The organism is Pseudomonas sp. NyZ201 (genome assembly GCF_049860765.1).
Taxonomy (GTDB): domain Bacteria; phylum Pseudomonadota; class Gammaproteobacteria; order Pseudomonadales; family Pseudomonadaceae; genus Aquipseudomonas; species Aquipseudomonas bharatica.
Genome location: NZ_CP187557.1, coordinates 3,020,258 through 3,037,667, shown reverse-complemented (window position 1 = coordinate 3,037,667; position 17,410 = coordinate 3,020,258). Strand labels below are relative to the sequence as shown.

Annotated in this window: 13 protein-coding genes; 8 read left to right on the top strand and 5 right to left on the bottom strand. The window is 64.5% G+C overall.

Annotated features, from left to right (window positions below; genetic code table 11):
• Positions 1–18 precede the first annotated feature (18 nt).
• Together ACPFMA_RS13550 and ACPFMA_RS13545 are read left to right on the top strand one after the other, a co-directional pair.
• Complete coding sequence (locus ACPFMA_RS13550) at positions 19–990, top strand: LLM class flavin-dependent oxidoreductase (protein ID WP_420056592.1); 972 nt, start codon at positions 19–21, stop codon at positions 988–990.
• Entirely contained in the window at positions 980–2,128 is a 1,149-nt protein-coding gene (locus ACPFMA_RS13545) for an LLM class flavin-dependent oxidoreductase (RefSeq protein WP_420056593.1), read from the top strand. Before ACPFMA_RS13550 ends, ACPFMA_RS13545 begins: the two co-directional genes overlap by 11 nt.
• A 93-nt stretch (positions 2,129–2,221) precedes the next feature.
• Here ACPFMA_RS13545 and pgm read toward each other — a convergent pair whose 3' ends face one another.
• The 3 genes from pgm to ACPFMA_RS13530 form a co-directional block, all read right to left on the bottom strand.
• Positions 2,222–3,859 (bottom strand): phosphoglucomutase (alpha-D-glucose-1,6-bisphosphate-dependent), encoded by a 1,638-nt coding sequence (pgm, locus tag ACPFMA_RS13540; protein WP_425930503.1) that lies wholly within the window; start codon positions 3,857–3,859, stop codon positions 2,222–2,224.
• A gap of 94 nt (positions 3,860–3,953) precedes the next feature.
• A complete protein-coding gene (locus tag ACPFMA_RS13535) occupies positions 3,954–6,212 on the bottom strand; it encodes an ATP-dependent DNA helicase (protein WP_425930502.1) in 2,259 nt (752 codons plus the stop codon).
• Positions 6,209–7,855 carry a VRR-NUC domain-containing protein gene (locus ACPFMA_RS13530; RefSeq protein ID WP_425930501.1) on the bottom strand — a complete coding sequence of 549 codons (1,647 nt, stop codon included), beginning with the start codon at positions 7,853–7,855 and terminating at the stop codon, positions 6,209–6,211. Before ACPFMA_RS13530 ends, ACPFMA_RS13535 begins: the two co-directional genes overlap by 4 nt.
• Before the next feature lie 292 nt (positions 7,856–8,147).
• Between ACPFMA_RS13530 and ACPFMA_RS13525 the strand changes: the two genes are divergently transcribed.
• The 4 genes from ACPFMA_RS13525 to ACPFMA_RS13510 are packed head-to-tail and all read left to right on the top strand — an operon-like array spanning position 8,148 to position 11,679.
• Positions 8,148–9,146, top strand: coding sequence for an NAD-dependent epimerase/dehydratase family protein (locus tag ACPFMA_RS13525; protein WP_425930500.1), 999 nt, complete (start codon positions 8,148–8,150; stop codon positions 9,144–9,146).
• A 5-nt stretch (positions 9,147–9,151) separates the two neighbouring features.
• The gene (locus ACPFMA_RS13520; protein ID WP_420056597.1) at positions 9,152–9,874 is read left to right on the top strand and encodes a glycosyltransferase family 2 protein; all 723 of its coding nucleotides are present in this window, start codon (positions 9,152–9,154) and stop codon (positions 9,872–9,874) included.
• A complete protein-coding gene (locus tag ACPFMA_RS13515; RefSeq protein ID WP_279899855.1) occupies positions 9,871–10,143 on the top strand; it encodes a lipid-A-disaccharide synthase N-terminal domain-containing protein in 273 nt (90 codons plus the stop codon). Before ACPFMA_RS13520 ends, ACPFMA_RS13515 begins: the two co-directional genes overlap by 4 nt.
• 3 nt (positions 10,144–10,146) lie before the next feature.
• Positions 10,147–11,679 carry an ArnT family glycosyltransferase gene (locus ACPFMA_RS13510; RefSeq protein ID WP_425930499.1) on the top strand — a complete coding sequence of 511 codons (1,533 nt, stop codon included), beginning with the start codon at positions 10,147–10,149 and terminating at the stop codon, positions 11,677–11,679.
• Positions 11,680–11,694: 15 nt separating this feature from the next.
• Here ACPFMA_RS13510 and ACPFMA_RS13505 read toward each other — a convergent pair whose 3' ends face one another.
• Positions 11,695–13,077, bottom strand: a complete 1,383-nt coding sequence (locus tag ACPFMA_RS13505) for a hypothetical protein (protein WP_425930498.1) — start codon at positions 13,075–13,077, stop codon at positions 11,695–11,697.
• 498 nt (positions 13,078–13,575) lie between these two features.
• Positions 13,576–14,598: a zinc-dependent alcohol dehydrogenase family protein gene (locus ACPFMA_RS13500; protein ID WP_009406939.1), complete on the bottom strand. Its 1,023-nt coding sequence runs from the start codon at positions 14,596–14,598 to the stop codon at positions 13,576–13,578.
• Between the two features lie 218 nt (positions 14,599–14,816).
• Here ACPFMA_RS13500 and ACPFMA_RS13495 point away from each other — a divergent pair, with 218 nt between their 5' ends.
• Positions 14,817–15,731 carry a LysR family transcriptional regulator gene (locus ACPFMA_RS13495; protein ID WP_009406938.1) on the top strand — a complete coding sequence of 305 codons (915 nt, stop codon included), beginning with the start codon at positions 14,817–14,819 and terminating at the stop codon, positions 15,729–15,731.
• Positions 15,732–15,882: 151 nt separating this feature from the next.
• The gene (locus ACPFMA_RS13490; RefSeq protein WP_425930497.1) at positions 15,883–17,157 is read left to right on the top strand and encodes a tyrosine-type recombinase/integrase; all 1,275 of its coding nucleotides are present in this window, start codon (positions 15,883–15,885) and stop codon (positions 17,155–17,157) included.
• Positions 17,158–17,410: the final 253 nt, after the last annotated feature.

Below are 17,410 nucleotides of genomic sequence, written 5' to 3'. Positions count from 1 at the left end.
TTGCTGCGGAGCCTGTGCATGGCCCTTGAATTCAGCTGGCAACTGCCGCTCTGCACCCCGACACCCACGCCGGGCCAGTGGATCCAGTTGGCCCAGGCAGTGGAATACGCCGGACTCGATGGCCTGTGGATCCCCGGCGGCGCACCTTGTGCCGACAGCCTCGGAGTGGCTGCCGCACTGTGTGCCCACACCCGCCACCTGCACCTGAATGTCAGCGTACCGCCAGAGGTGGTGCTGCCCGCCGCACTGGCCAGCACCCTGCAAAGCTTGCAATCGATCAGTGCCAACCGCGTCCGCCTGCACCTGCCCGATGGCGACCGTGACAGCCTGCGCCAGGCGTTCGGCGAATGGCTCAACCGCGACCAGCGCAACGAGCGTATCGGCGAGTACCTGGAGATCCTCCAGCGCCTGCTTCGGGGCGGGGACAGTGGCTTCAACTTCAGCGGCCGCTACTTCCAACTGGAAAACGCCGGCTTCGCCCGCCGCCCCCTGCCCGCCCCGCCCCTGATCCTCGACGACAGCCATGATGCCCGCCTGATCGCCAGCCACGCCGACCTGTGCCTGCTACGGTCGGCGCCACCGGCCTGGCTGGAGCAGGAAATCCAGCGCCTGCAGGGGCGAACGGGCTTCGTTTGCAGTTTCGGCCTGATTCTCGGCGACACCGAGGAACTGGCCTGGGAAGTTGCCGCACAGCGCTTCCCGGGCCCTGCCGAGCCCGCGGGCAGCGCAGCGGTGCGGCGCCTGGCCCGTGACCGCCAGTTGGAGGTGCATCCCAACCTGTTGCAACCCGGCCCCGGCCAGCCACTGTACCTTGTGGGCAACGCCCGGCAGATCGCCACGCGCCTCGGCGAGCTGCACGGCCTGGGCATCGAACATATCGTCATCCAGGACCAGCCGGCGGTGGCCGAAGTCCTGCGTTTCGGCGAACGGATATTGCCCCTGCTCCGGGAGCAGGGCCTGCGCAAGGAGCGCCAGCGTCATGAGCGGTGAACGTCGCAAGTCCCTGGAACTGAACTGGTTCCTGCCCACCAATGGCGACGGCCATCACCTGACCAGCAGCGGCCTGCCCAAGGTCGGCCTGTTCCAGCAAGGCGAGCGTGAGCCGAACCTCGACTACCTGCGGCAGATCGTGCGGGCCGCCGAACTGTCGGGTTTCGACGGCATCATGGTGCCCACCGCCAGCGGCTTTGAGGACCCTTGGCTGATCACCGCGGTGCTGGCCCAGGAAGTCCGGCGCCTGCGTTTTCTCCTCACCTTGCGTCCCGGCCTCGAACTGCCGGCCTGGAGCGCCCATCGCGCGGCGACCTTGCAACTGCTCAGCGATAACCGCCTGGACCTTCACGTGGTCAGCGGTTCCAGCCGTTTCGAACAGCGCTCGCTAGGAGACTACCTGGAGCATGACGAACGCTACGCGCGCACCGGGGAATTTCTCCAGGCCTTCCAGGCGGTCTGGTCGGGTCGGCGCCAGCCTCATCATGGGCGCTACTACCGCTGCGCAGGGGAAACGCCGATCGACCCGCGGGCGCAGATGCCGGCGATCTACTTCGGCGGGGCCTCCAGCGCCGCCGAGCAGGTCGGTGCGGCCCATGCCCAGACCTGCCTGATGTGGTGCGAACCACCGGTGATGATCGCCGAGCGGATCCAGCGCATGCGCGAACTGGCGGCGGTTCACGGGCGGACCTTGCGCTTCGGTTTGCGCGTGCATGTGTTCGCCGCCGCCACCGATGATGCGGCCTGGAGCCATGTACAGCGGTTGCTGGACGAAATTCCCAAGGACGCCATTGAACGTGCGCAATCGCAACTGGCCAGTTATGAGTCGGTGGGACAATCGCGGCAGAGCGGGCTGGTCAAGGGACGTGGGCGCCAGGCGCGGGAACTGGAGGTATCGGCCAATCTCTGGGCCGGGGTCGGCCTGGTGCGTGGTGGTGCCGGGACGGCACTGGTGGGGAGCTATCAGCAGGTAGTGGAGCGGATCGAGGAGTATTACCAGCTGGGGGTCGACTGCTTCATTCTTTCAGGGTTTCCCCATCTGGAGGAAGCGATTCATCTGGGTGCGGAGTTGTTGCCGCAGTTGCGCCGGCTGGCAAGCATCGACCCGGGGCAGTCCCGTGATACATATCGGTCCTGAGGGCTTCATCGCTGGCGAGCCAGCTCCCACAAGGACCGCATGCACCGCGGACCCTGTGGGAGCTGGCTTGCCAGCGATAGGGGACTCAAGCCATCAGGCGATGGCCTTGTCCACCAGTTCCTGCGCCTCGCCCACCAGACGCTGCAGATGCGCATCGTCGATAAAGCTTTCGGCGTAGATCTTGTAGATGTCCTCGGTGCCCGACGGGCGTGCGGCGAACCAGCCGTTGGCGGTCATGACCTTCAGGCCACCGATGGCCTGGTCGTTACCCGGGGCATGGCTGAGGATCTGCTGGATCGGTTCGCCGGCCAGTTCGGTGGATTTCACCTGCTCCGGAGCCAGCTTGCTCAGCAGCGCCTTCTGCTGCGGGTTGGCCTTGGCCTCGACACGGGTGGCGAACGGCTCGCCCAGTTCGGCGGTCAGCGCGGCATAGGCCTGGGCCGGGTTGCGACCGGTGCGGGCGGTCATTTCGGCCGCCAGCAGGGCCGGGATCAGGCCGTCCTTGTCGGTGGCCCAGACGCTGCCATCCAGGCGCAGGAAGGACGCGCCGGCGCTCTCCTCGCCACCAAAGCCCAGGGAGCCGTCGAACAGGCCGTCGGCGAAGAACTTGAAGCCCACCGGTACTTCATACAGGCGACGGCCCAGGCGTGCGGTGACGCGGTCGATCAGGCCGCTGCTGACCACGGTCTTGCCCACTGCCGCGTCGGCACGCCACTGCGGACGGTTCTGGAACAGATAGTCGATGGCCACCGCCAGGTAGTTGTTCGGTGCCAGCAGTCCGGACGGGGTGACGATGCCGTGGCGGTCGTGGTCCGGGTCACAGGCAAAGGCCACGTCGAAGCGCTCGCGCAGGCCGATCAGGCCTTGCATGGCATAGGGCGACGACGGGTCCATGCGGATCTGCCCGTCCCAGTCCACGGACATGAAGCGGAAGGTCGGATCGACCTCGCGGTTGACCACTTCCAGGTTCAGCTTGTAGTGCTCGGCAATCGCCGACCAGTAACGCACCCCGGCGCCGCCCAGCGGGTCCACGCCAAGGCGCAGGTTGGCGCCACGGATGGCGTCGAAGTCGATGACGTTGACCAGGTCGGCAACATAGGTGCCGACGTAGTCGTGCCGATGGGTGGTGGAAGCCTTCAGCGCCTGCTCGTACGGCATGCGCTTGACGCCCTTGAGGCCCTCGGCCAGCAGTTCGTTGGCCTTGGCCTCGATCCACTTGGTCACGTGGCTGTCGGCCGGGCCGCCATTGGGCGGGTTGTACTTGAAGCCACCGCTTTGCGGCGGGTTGTGCGAAGGCGTGATGACGATGCCGTCGGCCAGGCCCGAGGTGCGGCCACGGTTGTAGCAGAGAATGGCGTGGGACACCGCCGGGGTCGGGGTGTATTCGTCGTCCTTCGACAGCATCACCTCGACACCGTTGGCCGCCAGCACTTCCAGGGCGCTGGCCAGCGCCGGGGTCGACAGGGCGTGGGTGTCGGCGCCGATGAACAGCGGCCCGTCGATGCCCTGGGCCTGGCGGTACAGGCAGATGGCCTGGCTGATGGCAAGGACGTGATGCTCGTTGAAACTCAGGTCCGGGGAACTGCCGCGATGGCCGGAGGTGCCGAAGGCGACACGCTGGGTGGCCACGGCGGCGTCGGGCTGGCCGGTGTAGTAGGCGGTCAGCAGGCGCGGGATATCGACCAGGATGGAGGCCGGGGCCGGTTTGCCCGCCAGAGGACTGAGCTTCATGCAAAACCTCAAGAATGGAAAATCAGGGTGGTGAAAAAACGGGAGTTTACTGGCACTTCGACTGTCTGGCGATGGCGAAGATTCCCACGCCCAGCTAATTGTCCTGCGGTGCCCACCAGGTCGGGAACATGCGGCGTATACGCGCTTCGGCGAAGCGGTCGTCGATCAGCATGACCATGCCGCGGTCCTCGGTGCCGCGGATCACCCGGCCCGCTGCCTGGATCACCTTGCGTACCCCCGGGTAGAGGTAGGTGTAGTCGAACCCGGAACTGAACAGTGCGCCCATGCGCTGCTTGAGCTGCTCGTTGACCGGGTTGACCTGGGGCAGGCCCAAGGTAGCGATGAAGGCGCCGATCAGGCGCGTACCGGGCAGGTCCACGCCTTCGGCGAAGGCACCGCCCAGCACGGCGAAACCGACACCCTGCCCGTTTTCGACGAAGCGCTCGAGAAAGCCCTGGCGTTGCGCCTCGTCCATCCCCGAAGACTGCGCCCATTGCACAATGCCCGGGTGACGCTCGGCCAGCAGCCCGGACACCTGCTGCAGATAATCGAAGCTGCTGAAGAACGCCAGGTAATTGCCCGGGCGCTCGCGGTATTGCCCGGCGATCAGCTCGACGATGGGCGCCAGCGAGGCCTGGCGGTGCTGGTAGCGGGTCGATACCTGGCTGACGATGCGCACCTGCAACTGCTCGGCCGCGAATGGAGACTGCACCTCCAGCCAGGCGGTGTCGGCGGGCATGCCCAGCAGGTCGGCGTAGAAATGCCGGGGGTTGAGGGTCGCGGAGAACAGCGTGACGCTGCGGGCCGCCTCCATCCGCGGGCCGACCAGCGGGGCCGGGACCACGTTGCGCAGGCACAGGGTCGCCAGGCGCTTGCGCCGTGCCCCGCGCACGCTGATATCGAACAGGAAATGCTGGTCGAACACCTCGCTCAGGCGCACGAACTGCAAGGCCTGGAAAAAGAACTGCAACAGCGCCGGGTCCACCGCCTGTGGGGTGCGGTTCATCAGTTCCTGGACCAGCCCGACCACGCGCAACAGCGCGTTGATAAAGGCAGCCGGCAATTGCTCGCCGGCCTGGTAGGGGGCGATTTGGTCCTTGTACAGGCGGTTCCACTCGCGGTTCAGCCCCTGCAAAGCACTGCCCAGGCCCGCCGGTGGATCGCGGCGCAGGGCCTGCAAGTGAAACTGGTCGAGACTGGCGCTATACATCTGCCGGGCCCGCTCCACCAGGTTGTGCGCCTCGTCCACAGCGACCGCCACACGCCATTGATCGGTCTGCGCCAGGCCGTAGAGCAAGGCATTCTGGTCGAAGTAGTAGTTGTAGTCGGCCACCAGCACATCGACCCAGCGCGCCAGCTCCTGGGCCAGGTAATAGGGGCAGACCTGATGGGCCAGGGCCAGCTCGCGAACCTGCGCCTTGTCCAGCAGCGGCACCTGCATCGCTGCGGCCCGGGCCGCCGGCAAGCGATCATAGAAACCCCTGGCCAGCGGGCAGGCCTCGCCATGGCAGGCGGTGCCGGGATATTCGCAGGCCTTGTCCCGTGCCACCAGTTCCAGGCTGCGCAGGGCCAGTTCCGGGCTGGCCGCCATGACCTGGCGCAGGGCATCGAGCGCCAGGCCACGCCCCGGGGTCTTGGCGGTGAGGAAGAAAATCTTGTCCAGCGGCTGCCTGGCCATGGCCTTGAGCAGCGGAAACAGGGTGCCGAGGGTCTTGCCGATGCCGGTGGTGGCCTGGGCCATCAGGCAGCGGCCGGTGCTGACCGCCTTGTACACGGTTTCCGCCAGTTCGCGCTGGCCCTTGCGAAAGGACGGCCAGGGAAAACCCAGGGCGCCCAGGCCGGCATCGCGCAGCAGCAGGCGCTGCGATTGCGCCTCGGCCCATTGCATGAAGCGGCCGCACTGCTCGTCGAAGAACGCGCGCAGTTCGGAGGCGTTGGCACTGGTCTCGAAACGGGTTTCCTGGTCGCTGTCCACGTCCAGGTAGACCAGCGCCAGGTTTATCGATTCCAGCCCACGCTGCTGGCACATCAGCCAGCCGTAGATCTTCGCCTGTGCCCAGTGCAGTTGCCGGTGGTTGTCTGGCTGGCTGGCCAGGTCGCCGCGATGGGTTTTGATCTCTTCCAGGCAGTTGCGCGCCGGGATGTAGCCGTCGGCACGTCCGCGTACCTCCAGTTCGCCGAAAACGCCCTCCAGCGCCACTTCCGCCTCGTAGCCCTCGCCCCGCCTCGATACCACCCGCCGATGCCCGGCAATGCCCTCCTGGGCAGTGGGCGACGGGGTGAAACGCAGGTCGAGATCACCGACCTTGGCCGTGAATTCGCAAAGCGTGCGCACCGCGACCTTGTAGGTCATGCCGCGGCCCATTGCACATGACAGACATCCACGGGCAGGCCGTGAAGGGTGCAGAACTCGATCCAGCGCAGCTGGTTGTCCTGCAGGCGGTCGCCGGGGCCTTTGACTTCGATCATCCGGTAGCGTTTTTGCGCAGGCCAGAACTGGATCAGGTCGGGCATGCCGGCGCGGTTGGCCTGGATGTCTTCCAGCAGACGCAGGAAGCATTGCTTCAGGTGCTCCGGCGGCAGGCAGTCGATTGCCAGGTCGAGCAATTGCGGGCTTAGCAGTTCCCAATGGACGAAGGGCGATTGCAGGCCGTGCTTGGCGGCGTAGGTGTCACGCAGGGCCTGGCGGTAGCGGCCGTCGTCCAGTTGCGCCAGGCAGTCGGCGAACAACCCGGCGCGGCGCTGGTGGAAGCCGGCGTCGTGCAGGTCCTGCGGGCCGCTCTGGAACGGGTGGAAGAAGGCGCCCGGCAGCGGCGCGAAGATGGCCGGCCAGCACAACAGGCCGAACAGGCTGTTGAACAGGGTGTTTTCGACGTAATGCACCGGGGCGTCGGCTGTTTCGAAATGCACCAGCACCGCCTGTTCGACGCCGAGGGCGGACCACTCGGCCGGCAGGATCAGGTCGAGGCGGCTGATGGCCTGGGCCCTGCGCCGGGACTGCGGCGGGCCACCGAGCTTGCGTTTCAGGCGCGGCAGGATGCGCCCCAGGGCCTGGGCTTCGGCGGCGTTGCCGGGACGCTCGGCAGCCTGGGTCGCCAGGTCGAAGGCCGATTGGTACTCGCCGCGGTTTTCCAGCACGCGGATATGCCGCTCGCGGGCCTGGGGATGGGCGCACCCGGAATAGATCGAAAGCGCCCGCTCCAGATGGCCGGCGCGCTCGCACAGGTAGGCGAGCTGGTAATGCAGCTTGGCCCGACGCCGTTGCAGCCAGGGGTTTTCGGTGTTCATGCCGTCGAGGCGTGCGAGCAGCGCATCGACGTCCACCTCGCCTTCCAGTTGCTCGGCGCAGGCATGCAGGGCCAGGCACAGCTCGATATCGTCACGGCCGCGCAAGGCCCGGCAGTCGGAACTGAAGGGAACCTGCTCGTAGCGCAGCACGCCGAGGTCGGCGAGAACGAACTCCGACCAGTCCTGGTACAGGTTGCCGAAGAACAGCAAGCGCAGGCGGTCGCATACCGCCTGCTGGCGCAGGGCATAGACCGGATCGGGAGCATCGGGCCACCACTCACGCAGGGGCCGGGGCTCGGCGAAGCCTTCGCGCAGTTGCTCGAACAGCTCCTGCTTGGCAGCGTTCGGGCGGCTCAGATGGGCAGCGAAACAACGGGCGATCTCGTCCTTGAGCAGGAGCTGGAACAGCTCCTCCAGGGCCAGCGGGGCCTCGCTATCGACCCAGCCCAGCTCCAGCAACGGCGCCATGGCCTGCGCCGTGGAGCCGATCTCCCCATAACTCAGGCGCCGTTCGCGAAACAGCAGGCCCTTGCGCATCACCATGCGTACCAGCAGCGCCTGGCTGGCCTTGGGCAACAGGCGAAACCCGTCGATGAAGCCACGCTCCTCGGCATCCAGCACATCGGCATAGCGCAGGTGCAGCCAGTCCAGCACCTGGAGGAAGTTGTGCAGGTAGTAGAAGGGGTCGTTGCGGGAATCGGCGATCACGGGCGAGCAGTACCTGGGAAATCAGGCACTGGTTATACATACAGATAGTAGCTGCTGACAATCACCGTGGATCGGATCGAGGCCCAACCCGCACCCACTCGGTGCCCTTACTGGCCCTATCAGCTACCACAGGGTTAGCGGCGCACACAGGACCTGTGGGAGCTGGATTGCCAGCGATGAGGCCAGCAGGCGCAATGAAAAAACGCCACATCCATTACAGCTTCGTTAACAAAGCTTAAACAAATAGCTGCCATTTTCCTTCAGCCAGCCCTCCAAGGATCCGCCCCACACCATGCCCGTCCTCGTCACCGGCGCCGCCGGCTTCATCGGTTTCCATCTGGCCCGGCGCTTGTGCGAGGCGGGCCTGGAGGTGGTCGGCATCGACAACCTCAATGCGTACTACAGCGTCGAGTTCAAGCACGCCCGCCTGCAACAGCTGGCGCAGTGGCCGAACTTCCGTTTCCGGCAGGTGGAGATCGCCAACCAGGCCGAGCTGCTGGCGTTATTCGCGGGCTTCGACTTCAGCGAGGTCTTTCATCTGGCAGCCCAGGCCGGCGTGCGCTACTCGCTGGACAATCCTGGGATCTACGCCCAGGCCAACCTGGTGGGCTTTCTCAACATCCTCGAAGCCTGCCGCCAGCACCCGCCGCGTCATCTGGTCTACGCCAGCAGCAGCTCGGTGTACGGTGCCAACGCCAAGCTACCGTTCGCAGTCGAGGACCCGGTGGAGCAACCGGTGTCCCTGTATGCCGCGAGCAAACGCGCCAACGAGCTGATGGCCCACAGCTATGCGCATCTGTACGGCCTGCCCATGACCGGCCTGCGCTTCTTCACCGTCTACGGCCCCTGGGGACGCCCGGACATGGCGCTGTTCAAGTTCACCGAGGCGATGCTCGCCGGCCGCCCCATCGATCTCTATAACCACGGCCTGATGGGCCGCGACTTCACCTATATCGACGATATCGTCGAAAGCCTGCTGCGCCTGCGCCTCAAGCCGCCATTGGCCACCAGCAGCAGCCCGCCCTGCCAGTTGTTCAATATCGGCCGTGGCGAGCCGGTGCGCCTGCTGGCGTTCGTCGACTGCCTGGAGAAAGCCCTGGGCCTCCGGGCGCGGCGCAATTACCTGCCGCTGCAGCCCGGCGACGTACTGGAAACCTGGGCCGACGTATCGTCCCTGGCGCGCTGGATCGATTTCTCACCCGGCATATCCCTCGAACACGGCGTCGGCCGGTTCGTGGGTTGGTACCGCGATTTCTACCGCGTCCAGCCTTCCCTTCAAGCCTTCAGGTAACCCCGATGATCGACGTTTCGGTATTGATTCCGGCGAAAAACGAAGCCGAAAACCTGCCGCCCTTGCTCGCCGAGATCCGCAGCGCCCTGGGTCACGAGCGCTATGAGGTATTGGTGGTCGATGACGGCAGCGAGGATCAGACCCTGGCGGTGCTGCAACGTCTCAAGGCCCAGGGTTTCGAGCAACTGCGCATTCTCCACCACGATCGTTCGCTCGGTCAGAGCACCTCGCTATGGCATGCCGCCCAGGCCGCACGAGGCGCATGGCTGGCGACCCTGGACGGCGACGGCCAGAACGACCCGGCGGATATTCCCGGCATGCTCGAACTGGCCCGTAAAACGCCTGGCCTGCAACTGGTGGCTGGGCATCGGGTCAACCGTCGAGACACCGCGAGCAAGCGCTGGGCCTCGCGCCTGGCCAACGGCCTACGCCGGCGCCTGCTCAAGGACGCCACCCCGGACACCGGTTGCGGCCTGAAGCTGATCGAGCGCGCCGCCTTCCTGCGCCTGCCCTACTTCGACCATATGCACCGCTACATCCCGGCGCTGGTCCTGCGCCATAACGGACGCATGCAGGTGCATCCGGTCAACCACCGGCACCGTCGGGCCGGCACCTCCAAATACGGCAATATCGACCGCGCCCTGGTCGGCATCCTCGACCTGGTCGGGGTCTGGTGGCTGATCCGCCGCACGCGCCTCGATGCCCAGGCGCAGGAGCTCGCAGAATGACCCGGGAAACCCTTTGGCTGATCGTCGGCTTCGCCGGCCAGACCGTGTTCACCGGCCGCTTCGTCCTGCAATGGCTGTACAGCGAGTTCAAGCGGCGCAGCGTGATTCCGGTGGGTTTCTGGTACCTGAGCATGCTTGGCAGCGCCCTGCTGCTGAGCTACGCCATTTACCGCGAAGACCCGGTGTTCATCATCGGCCAGTCCTTCGGTTTCCTGGTCTACCTGCGCAACCTGCAACTGATCGCGCGCGACAAGCCGCAGGAGCCCTAGCCGATGTCCAGGTTCGCAACCGCCAGGGGCGAAGGCCTGGCCCTGGTCATCCTTGCCGTGCTGCTGATTGGCGCCGGGATCGGCTGGCGCCAGCCGATGAACGTGGATGAAGAACGCTTCCTGGGCGTCGCCCTGGAAATGCTGCAGAACGGCGACTGGTTCATCCCTCATCGTGCGGGGGAGATCTATGGCGACAAGCCGCCCCTGTTCATGTGGACGGTGGCGCTCTTCACCGTGCTGACCGGGCTGCCCAAGGTCGCTCTGTACCTGCCGGGGCTGTTGTCGGCGGCGACCATCACCGCAGTGCTCTATGACCTTGGCCGGCGCCTGTGGAACCGCCGCGTCGGACGCATCGCCGCGCTGCTGTTCCTCGCCACCTACCAGAGCTACAGCATCCTGCGCACCGGGCAGATCGACAGTTTTCTCTGCCTGTGGGTGGCCCTGGGCTTTTACGGGCTGATCAGGCATCTGTTGCTGGGGCCGGCCTGGGGCTGGTTCCATGCGGGCTGCGTGGCGATGGGCCTGGGCATCATCAGCAAGGGCGTTGGCTTCCTTCCGGCGTTGATGCTGCTGCCCTACGCCTGGGCTGTGCATCGGCGCTGGTCCGGTGTGGCGATCATGCCCGGCCAGGGCTGGCGCTGGGCACTGGGGCTGGTCTACATGCTGGGTGGCTGTGCGTTCTGGCTGCTGCCCTTGCTGGCATCGATCGCCCATGGCGGGGGTGCGGCGGAACTGGCCTACCTCAAGGAGATCCTCCTGCGCCAGACCGCTGCCCGCTACACCAATGCCTGGGACCATCGCGAGCCGTTCTGGTACTTCTTCAACAGCGTGATTCCCAAGTACTGGCTACCGCTGCTCCTGGTCCTGCCGTGGACGATACCGGCGTGGCGCCGACAACTGCGCAAGCACGACGGGCGCTTTCTGGTACTGCTTGGCTGGGTCGTGCTGGTGCTGCTGTTCTTCAGCCTGAGCAGTGGCAAGCGCAAGTTGTACATCTTCCCCGCCCTGCCCGGCCTGGTGCTGGCGATTGCGCCGGTGCTGCCGTGGGTGCTGGGGCGCTGGTTCCAGGGCCGCGCGGCGTGGCGCAAGGTGTTCATCATGCTGGCGGTGGTGTGGTTCGCCCTGTGGTTCATGCGCGGCGTGGTGGAACCCTTCAAGGAAGGGCGCAATCCCCATGAGATCCTTATGGCCGAAGCCGCCGAGGTTACCGGCGGCGCCGAGCTGGCGCTGGTGCAGTGGCGCGAGGGGCACTGGCTGTTCGCCCGGCAGCCGATCGTGCATTTCGGTTTTGCCCGCTCCACCACCGAGAACGCGCTGTTCTGGATGCGCCAGCATCCGGGTACCTTCGCCCTGCTGCCGGAGACCGGGCTGCAGCGCTGCTTCGATGTCGGCAAGGCACGCAAGCTGGGCGATACCTCGCGGGCACGCTGGTATGTGGTGGGCGGCGATGCGGATAACCGCAAGTGCGAGGCGGCGCCGCCGGATCAGGTGTACCGGTTCGCCTGGAGCCATGGCTTGGGCCGAACGTCACGCTAACCCGCGTCGCGTGTTCTATCTTGCCGGACCCACCAGGGGCGACCTGCGATACAGCGCCCGCAATGTCTCCATCGGCAACCCGGTGGTTCCCGTCAGCCACTGCATCACCGGATCGGTGGCCGGCTGCCCTTGCAGGGCCTTGTGCAGGTACGGCAGCGCAACCAGCATGCCGGGGTGGCAGCGACGCAGGAAATCCTCCAGGCGCCGGCCTTGCTCGACGATCGGCGCAAACAGAAGGCATACCCATTGCGCCTCGCTGACACCCCAGGCCTGTGAGGCGAAGTCCCCGGCCAGACGGCGCACCTGCTGCAGGTCTTCAGCCTCTCGCCAGGGTCCGAGCAGATCCTCGCGCAGGACCGCCGGCAACCCCTGGTCCTGCATTCCCGCCTCGCTGCGCTGCAGGTACAGGTCCAGGCTGTCCTGGTAACTGCCGTCCTCGATGAACTCCCTGCGCAGCCCGGCAAGGTGCATGCGCAGCAAGGGATTGCCGACTTCGCAACGGGGGAAGCCGAAAGCCCATGGGTCATGCTCGAAGCGCAACAGTTCGGTGAGCAGGCGGCCATGGCCGCAGGCCGGGTCGTAGGTCAGGTCGTCGATGGCGATGAAGCGCGGCATGCGCTGACGCGTGTCGAACCCCTTGGCCTCGGCCGTACTGTCCTGGGGCCGGGGCATGCGGTACTCGTCGCGGATCCCCGCGACCACCTCGAACAACGCCCGGGGAAAGGCTTCGACCGGCCGCACCCGCGGCACCCCGACCGCACGCATCATGCGCAGGGCAGTGGCCATGAAGCGCTTGCGCTCGCGGCCCGGCGCGCCGCTGATCAGCACATCCACCCCACCGTTCCAGGCGGCGCCGAGACGATGCAGGTCGGCGAGGTCCAGGTAATGGCGGTGGCCCAAGGCCATGCGCCCATCACCACCGGTGAGGTGCCCGGCCATCAGCACCGCGTGCCGGTCGGCCTGCTGTTGGCTGCGACAGATCGGCTGGCGCGCATCGAAGGCACGAACCTGGCCGTCCTCCAGCATCAGCAGTTCGATCCGTGGATCGTCATGCACCACCAGCGCGGCGAAGGCGCGTTCGATATTACTCAGCACCACCGTTGGCATATCACTGTGCCGCGCGGTGGCGATACGCAGGGTGAAGGTACCTGGCGAGCGCGCCGCCAGGGTCAGTTGCGCTGCGCGTAGAAAGGCCAGGCTCTGGGTGCTGTCCTGGCTGCCGGTGTGCACCAGCATCACCTTGAGCCCGCCGATGCACTCCAGGCCGCCGGCAATTACCAGCAAGCGCTGGATCAGCAGCTGCAAGGAGGCACGCTGCCCCTGGGTCATGCGTTCCAGCACCCGTTGCAACACTTGCTGATAGACATACTGCATGGCCTGGTCGTGAATCGCGCCCATATTCATTTCCCTGATAATTTTCGCAACCATTAAAAACTTGATGGCCAACCGAAAAAGTACATACGCGAAGTTCAACGTAAGTATTACCGGACGGCACAGCAACTCGATTGAAGGAAACTTCCTACGCTCCTACAAAATCAATGTGCAAGTTGTAGGGCGTCGCGATGCAACCTTCCTGCGGCCGATAGCGGGCAACGCTGCCAGGGCTGCGGCCCGGCCGGCAAATTCAACGGGCATATCTCGCTCCTTGAGACAAAGGGCAGAACAATTTCTGGTAGCGAAGAAGTACGTGTCACGTTGTGTACGGTGATTTGCGCACAACCAAAGGTAATTCTACGGACACTGCCGTACTTGCATTCCGACAGGAACAACATAGCCCAAGCCATGTCCTTAGTCCCTATAAGACTGATAGGAAATTTCTGAAATTTAAGAAAGCGATATTCACAAAAAGCCCGAGCAGATGCTCGGGCACGACAGGGAGGGTGACAACAGCAGGTATCAGGCGTCCGGCAATTGCAACACGACACGTCCGCCGCAAGGGCATTCGTCCATGTGCCGGTGGGCTTCCACGACCTGCTCGAACGGATAGACCTGGATGATCTGCGGCAGCAACTGGCGGTCTGCGGTGAACTGGTTGATATCCCGCAGCGCGCGGTGCAGGGCGACCTGGTCCTGGGTGATGCCCAGCTCCGGCTTGCCGGTGAAGTTGCTGATGCAGTGGACGAAGAACTGGATGTTCTTCTGGAACGCGGCGCAGGCCGGGAATGGCGTCTGGTTGCCACCCTGCAGGCCGTACAGCACCAGGCTGCCGCGCGGCGCCAGAACATCGCCGAGCAGCGACATCTGCGGCCCGCCGAGACCGTCGAGGACCATATCGACACCGCGGTTGTCGGTGTACTTGTTGATCTGCATGAGCAGGTCCTGCTCCTCGGTGACGATCACCTTGTCGGCACCCAGCTTGAGCAGGGGCTCGCGCTCGTCGGCCTCGCGGGTGGCGGCGATCACCTTCAGGCCCAGGGCCTTGCCCAGCTGCACGAACGACGGCCCGGCGCAGTGGCTGGCGTCGGTGATCAGCGCGGTCTGCCCGGCCCTGGCGCGAGCCAGGTCGACATAGGCGAAGTAAGCCATGAGCAACGGCGTGTAGTGCACGCTGGCCTCGATCGGGCTGAGGATGTCCGGGTAGCGGGTCAGTGCCGTGCGCGGCAGCACGATGATCTCGCCGTAGACCGGATGCTCGTTGGGGCTGGTGGCCGGAAAACTGGCGACCTTGTCGCCCACGGCCAGGTCGTCGACGCCCTCGCCCACCGCGGTCACCACACCGGCCATTTCATGGCCGATACCGACCGGCAGGCGCGCCTGGGACGGTGCCAGGTTCTGCCGCCAGAGCACGTCGTACCAACTGACGCCAATCGCCTGGACGCGAATCTGCACCTCCCCGGCAGCCGGCGCAGGCACGGGCAGCTCCTCGATCTTGAGCACCTCGGCCTGACCGAACTTGTGGAAACGGATCATGCGGGACATCGCAAACCTCGCCTAGTGAACCTCTAATGCCCTGAACTCTATCGGGGCTTTCACGGTTAGACCATCAGTGGTCATTAATAGTCGACATGCTTGTCATCGATTGGGCTCATGCTACGGTGCTTGCCGTAGACTGGCACGCAGCCATAATCTGTGCCGCAGGGTAACAGCCTTTACCCGCAGGAAGCACCCCCGCCCTACCCGCCACTGAAGCGAAGCCGATGAACCGAAACGACCTGCGCCGCGTCGATCTCAATCTATTGATCGTCTTCGAGACCCTGATGCATGAACGCAGCGTCACCCGCGCGGCGGAGAAACTGTTTCTCGGACAGCCGGCGATCAGTGCAGCGCTGTCGCGCTTGCGCACCCTGTTCGACGACCCGCTGTTCGTCAGGACCGGGCGCAGCATGGAGCCTTCGGCGCGGGCACAGGAAATCTTCGCCCTGCTCTCCCCGGCGCTGGACTCCATTTCCACCGCCGTCAGCCGCGCCGCCGATTTCGACCCGGCCACCAGCACCTCGGTGTTCCGCATCGGCCTGTCCGACGACGCCGAATTCGCCCTGCTGCCGTCGCTGCTCAAGCGCATACGCGCCGAAGCGCCGGGGGTGGTGCTGGTGGTCCGAAGGGTCAACTACCTGCTGATGCCAGGGCTGCTCGCATCCGGGGAAATCTCGGTGGGGGTCAGCTACACCGACGACCTGCCGGCCAATGCCAAGCGCAAGGTACTGCGCCGCAGCAAGCCCAAGCTGCTGCGGGCCGATAGCGTACCGGGCTCGTTGAGCCTGGATGACTTCTGCAAACGGCCGCATGCCCTGGTGTCGTTCGCCGGAGACCTGAGCGGCTTCATCGACGAGGAACTGGCCAAACTGGGGCGCCAGCGCCACGTGGTGCTGGCGGTACCGCAGTTCAACGGCCTCGGCAGTCTGCTGACCGGGACGGACATCGTCGCCACGGTACCGGACTACACCGCCGACATCCTCACCGCCGCCGGCGGCCTGCGCGCCGAGGAACTGCCGCTGGAAACGCGCACCTTCGAGCTGCACATGGCCTGGCGGGGCGCGCAGGATAACGATCCGGGGGAGAAATGGTTGAGGTCGAGGATTCAGATGTTCTTCGGGGATCCCGATAGCTTGTGACTGACTTCCACTGAAATCCATAAATCCCAATAGAATCAGTATCTTACTTACAATTCAAGTCCAATGCCGTCCGTCGTATTCCGCCCATTTCCAACGCGTCTGCGGGTATATTTTTGGGTACTTTTTCTGTTTCGAAAAAAAGTACCCGCACATGACGACTTCCCTCCCTACGCCTGGACTGCGGCGAAAACTCAGCGATGCTTTCCTGCGCGCCATTGCCGAACCCGGCAAGTACGCTGACGGCGAGGTGCCCGGTCTGTACCTTCATGTCCAGGCCTCGCAGAAGTCGAACAAGCCTGCTGCTAAATATTGGCGGATGAGGTATCGCCTGCATGGTAAGGAGAACGTGTACGCAATCGGCCGTTATCCCGACATTGGCTTGAAAGACGCCCGCGACCTGGCCCGAGCCGCGCGCCAGAACGTATCCAATCTCGTGGCCCCATTGAAGGCCAAACGCAAGAAAATCGCCGAGCAGTTACTCAACGAAGAGCGCACATTCAGTTACGTGGCCGAACAATGGCTGGCCTTCAAATCGCACGACCTTGTGAGCAAATCCCTCGCGGGCTTTCGCGGCGCTTTGAACAACCACATCCTACCCACAATCGGTAGCATCCCTGTCAGCGAGATCAAGCTAGATCACATCATCGAAATCATCGCTACCCTGCGCCGCGCACGCACACTGGCCATGGCAAAGCGCGTGCGTACCATCATCCGCGCCGTCCTCGGCTTTGCCGAGGGTCGTGGCTGGGTGGAGCGCAACGTGGCCCTGAGCAACACCGAAGAGCTTAAGGTTCGCCATGTGGTGACCAGCAATCCAGCGATCGAACGACCAGCCGATTTGGGTCACTTTCTGCTGCGCCTGGATCAATTAAGCCCAAGCAGTGTGAGCACAGCGATGCGCTTGCTGGTTATGCTGCCCGTTCGCCCTGGCGAGCTGGTGAAAATGCGCTGGGAAGACGTCGATCTAGTCAGCGCCGATTGGCGTTATATAGTTGGGAAGACCCGCCATCTGGACAAGAGCAAACACATCGTGCCACTGCCCGAGCAGGCCCTTGTGCTGTTGCGTGAGCTCCATGAACGGCGAGTTGTGGATGAGGCGGGCAATGGCTGGGTCTTTGTCTCACCGGTCTATCCGGGCTACCCAATTGACGCTACGTCCTTGGCCAAGGCCTATCAGCGGATATGGCCGGACTACCCCATCACCGCGCACGGATTCCGCGCCACCTACCGCACTATCGCCCACGAGCATTTGGGGGTCGATCCGATTGTATTGGAGTTGTCTTTGTCACACCGCATGCCGGGCGCGCTGGGCGCGGTTTACGCGCGCGCCCAACTGCTGCCACAGCGCCGAGAGGCCGCGCAGCAATGGACGGATTATTTGGATCGGTTACGTCACAATGCAACGCTTGCCGCGAGCAATGACTGACTTATCTGTTCAATGATGCCAACAAGTCACAGGTGTTCAGGATGAATATGAAGCGGGAAACGAGACTCGTATCTGGCGTCCTACCCATTGAAAAATAAGGTTTTTCATAAATCCCAGATTCGGGACTGGCCTCAATTGTGTACTTATCCGGATGGGATAGCAACGCGGCGTCGATCAACGTACAGCTAGTAAATGTTTCAATTTGATTGATCCAACATGTCAAGGATACTCAGCCTCGTACCTCATCCCAACG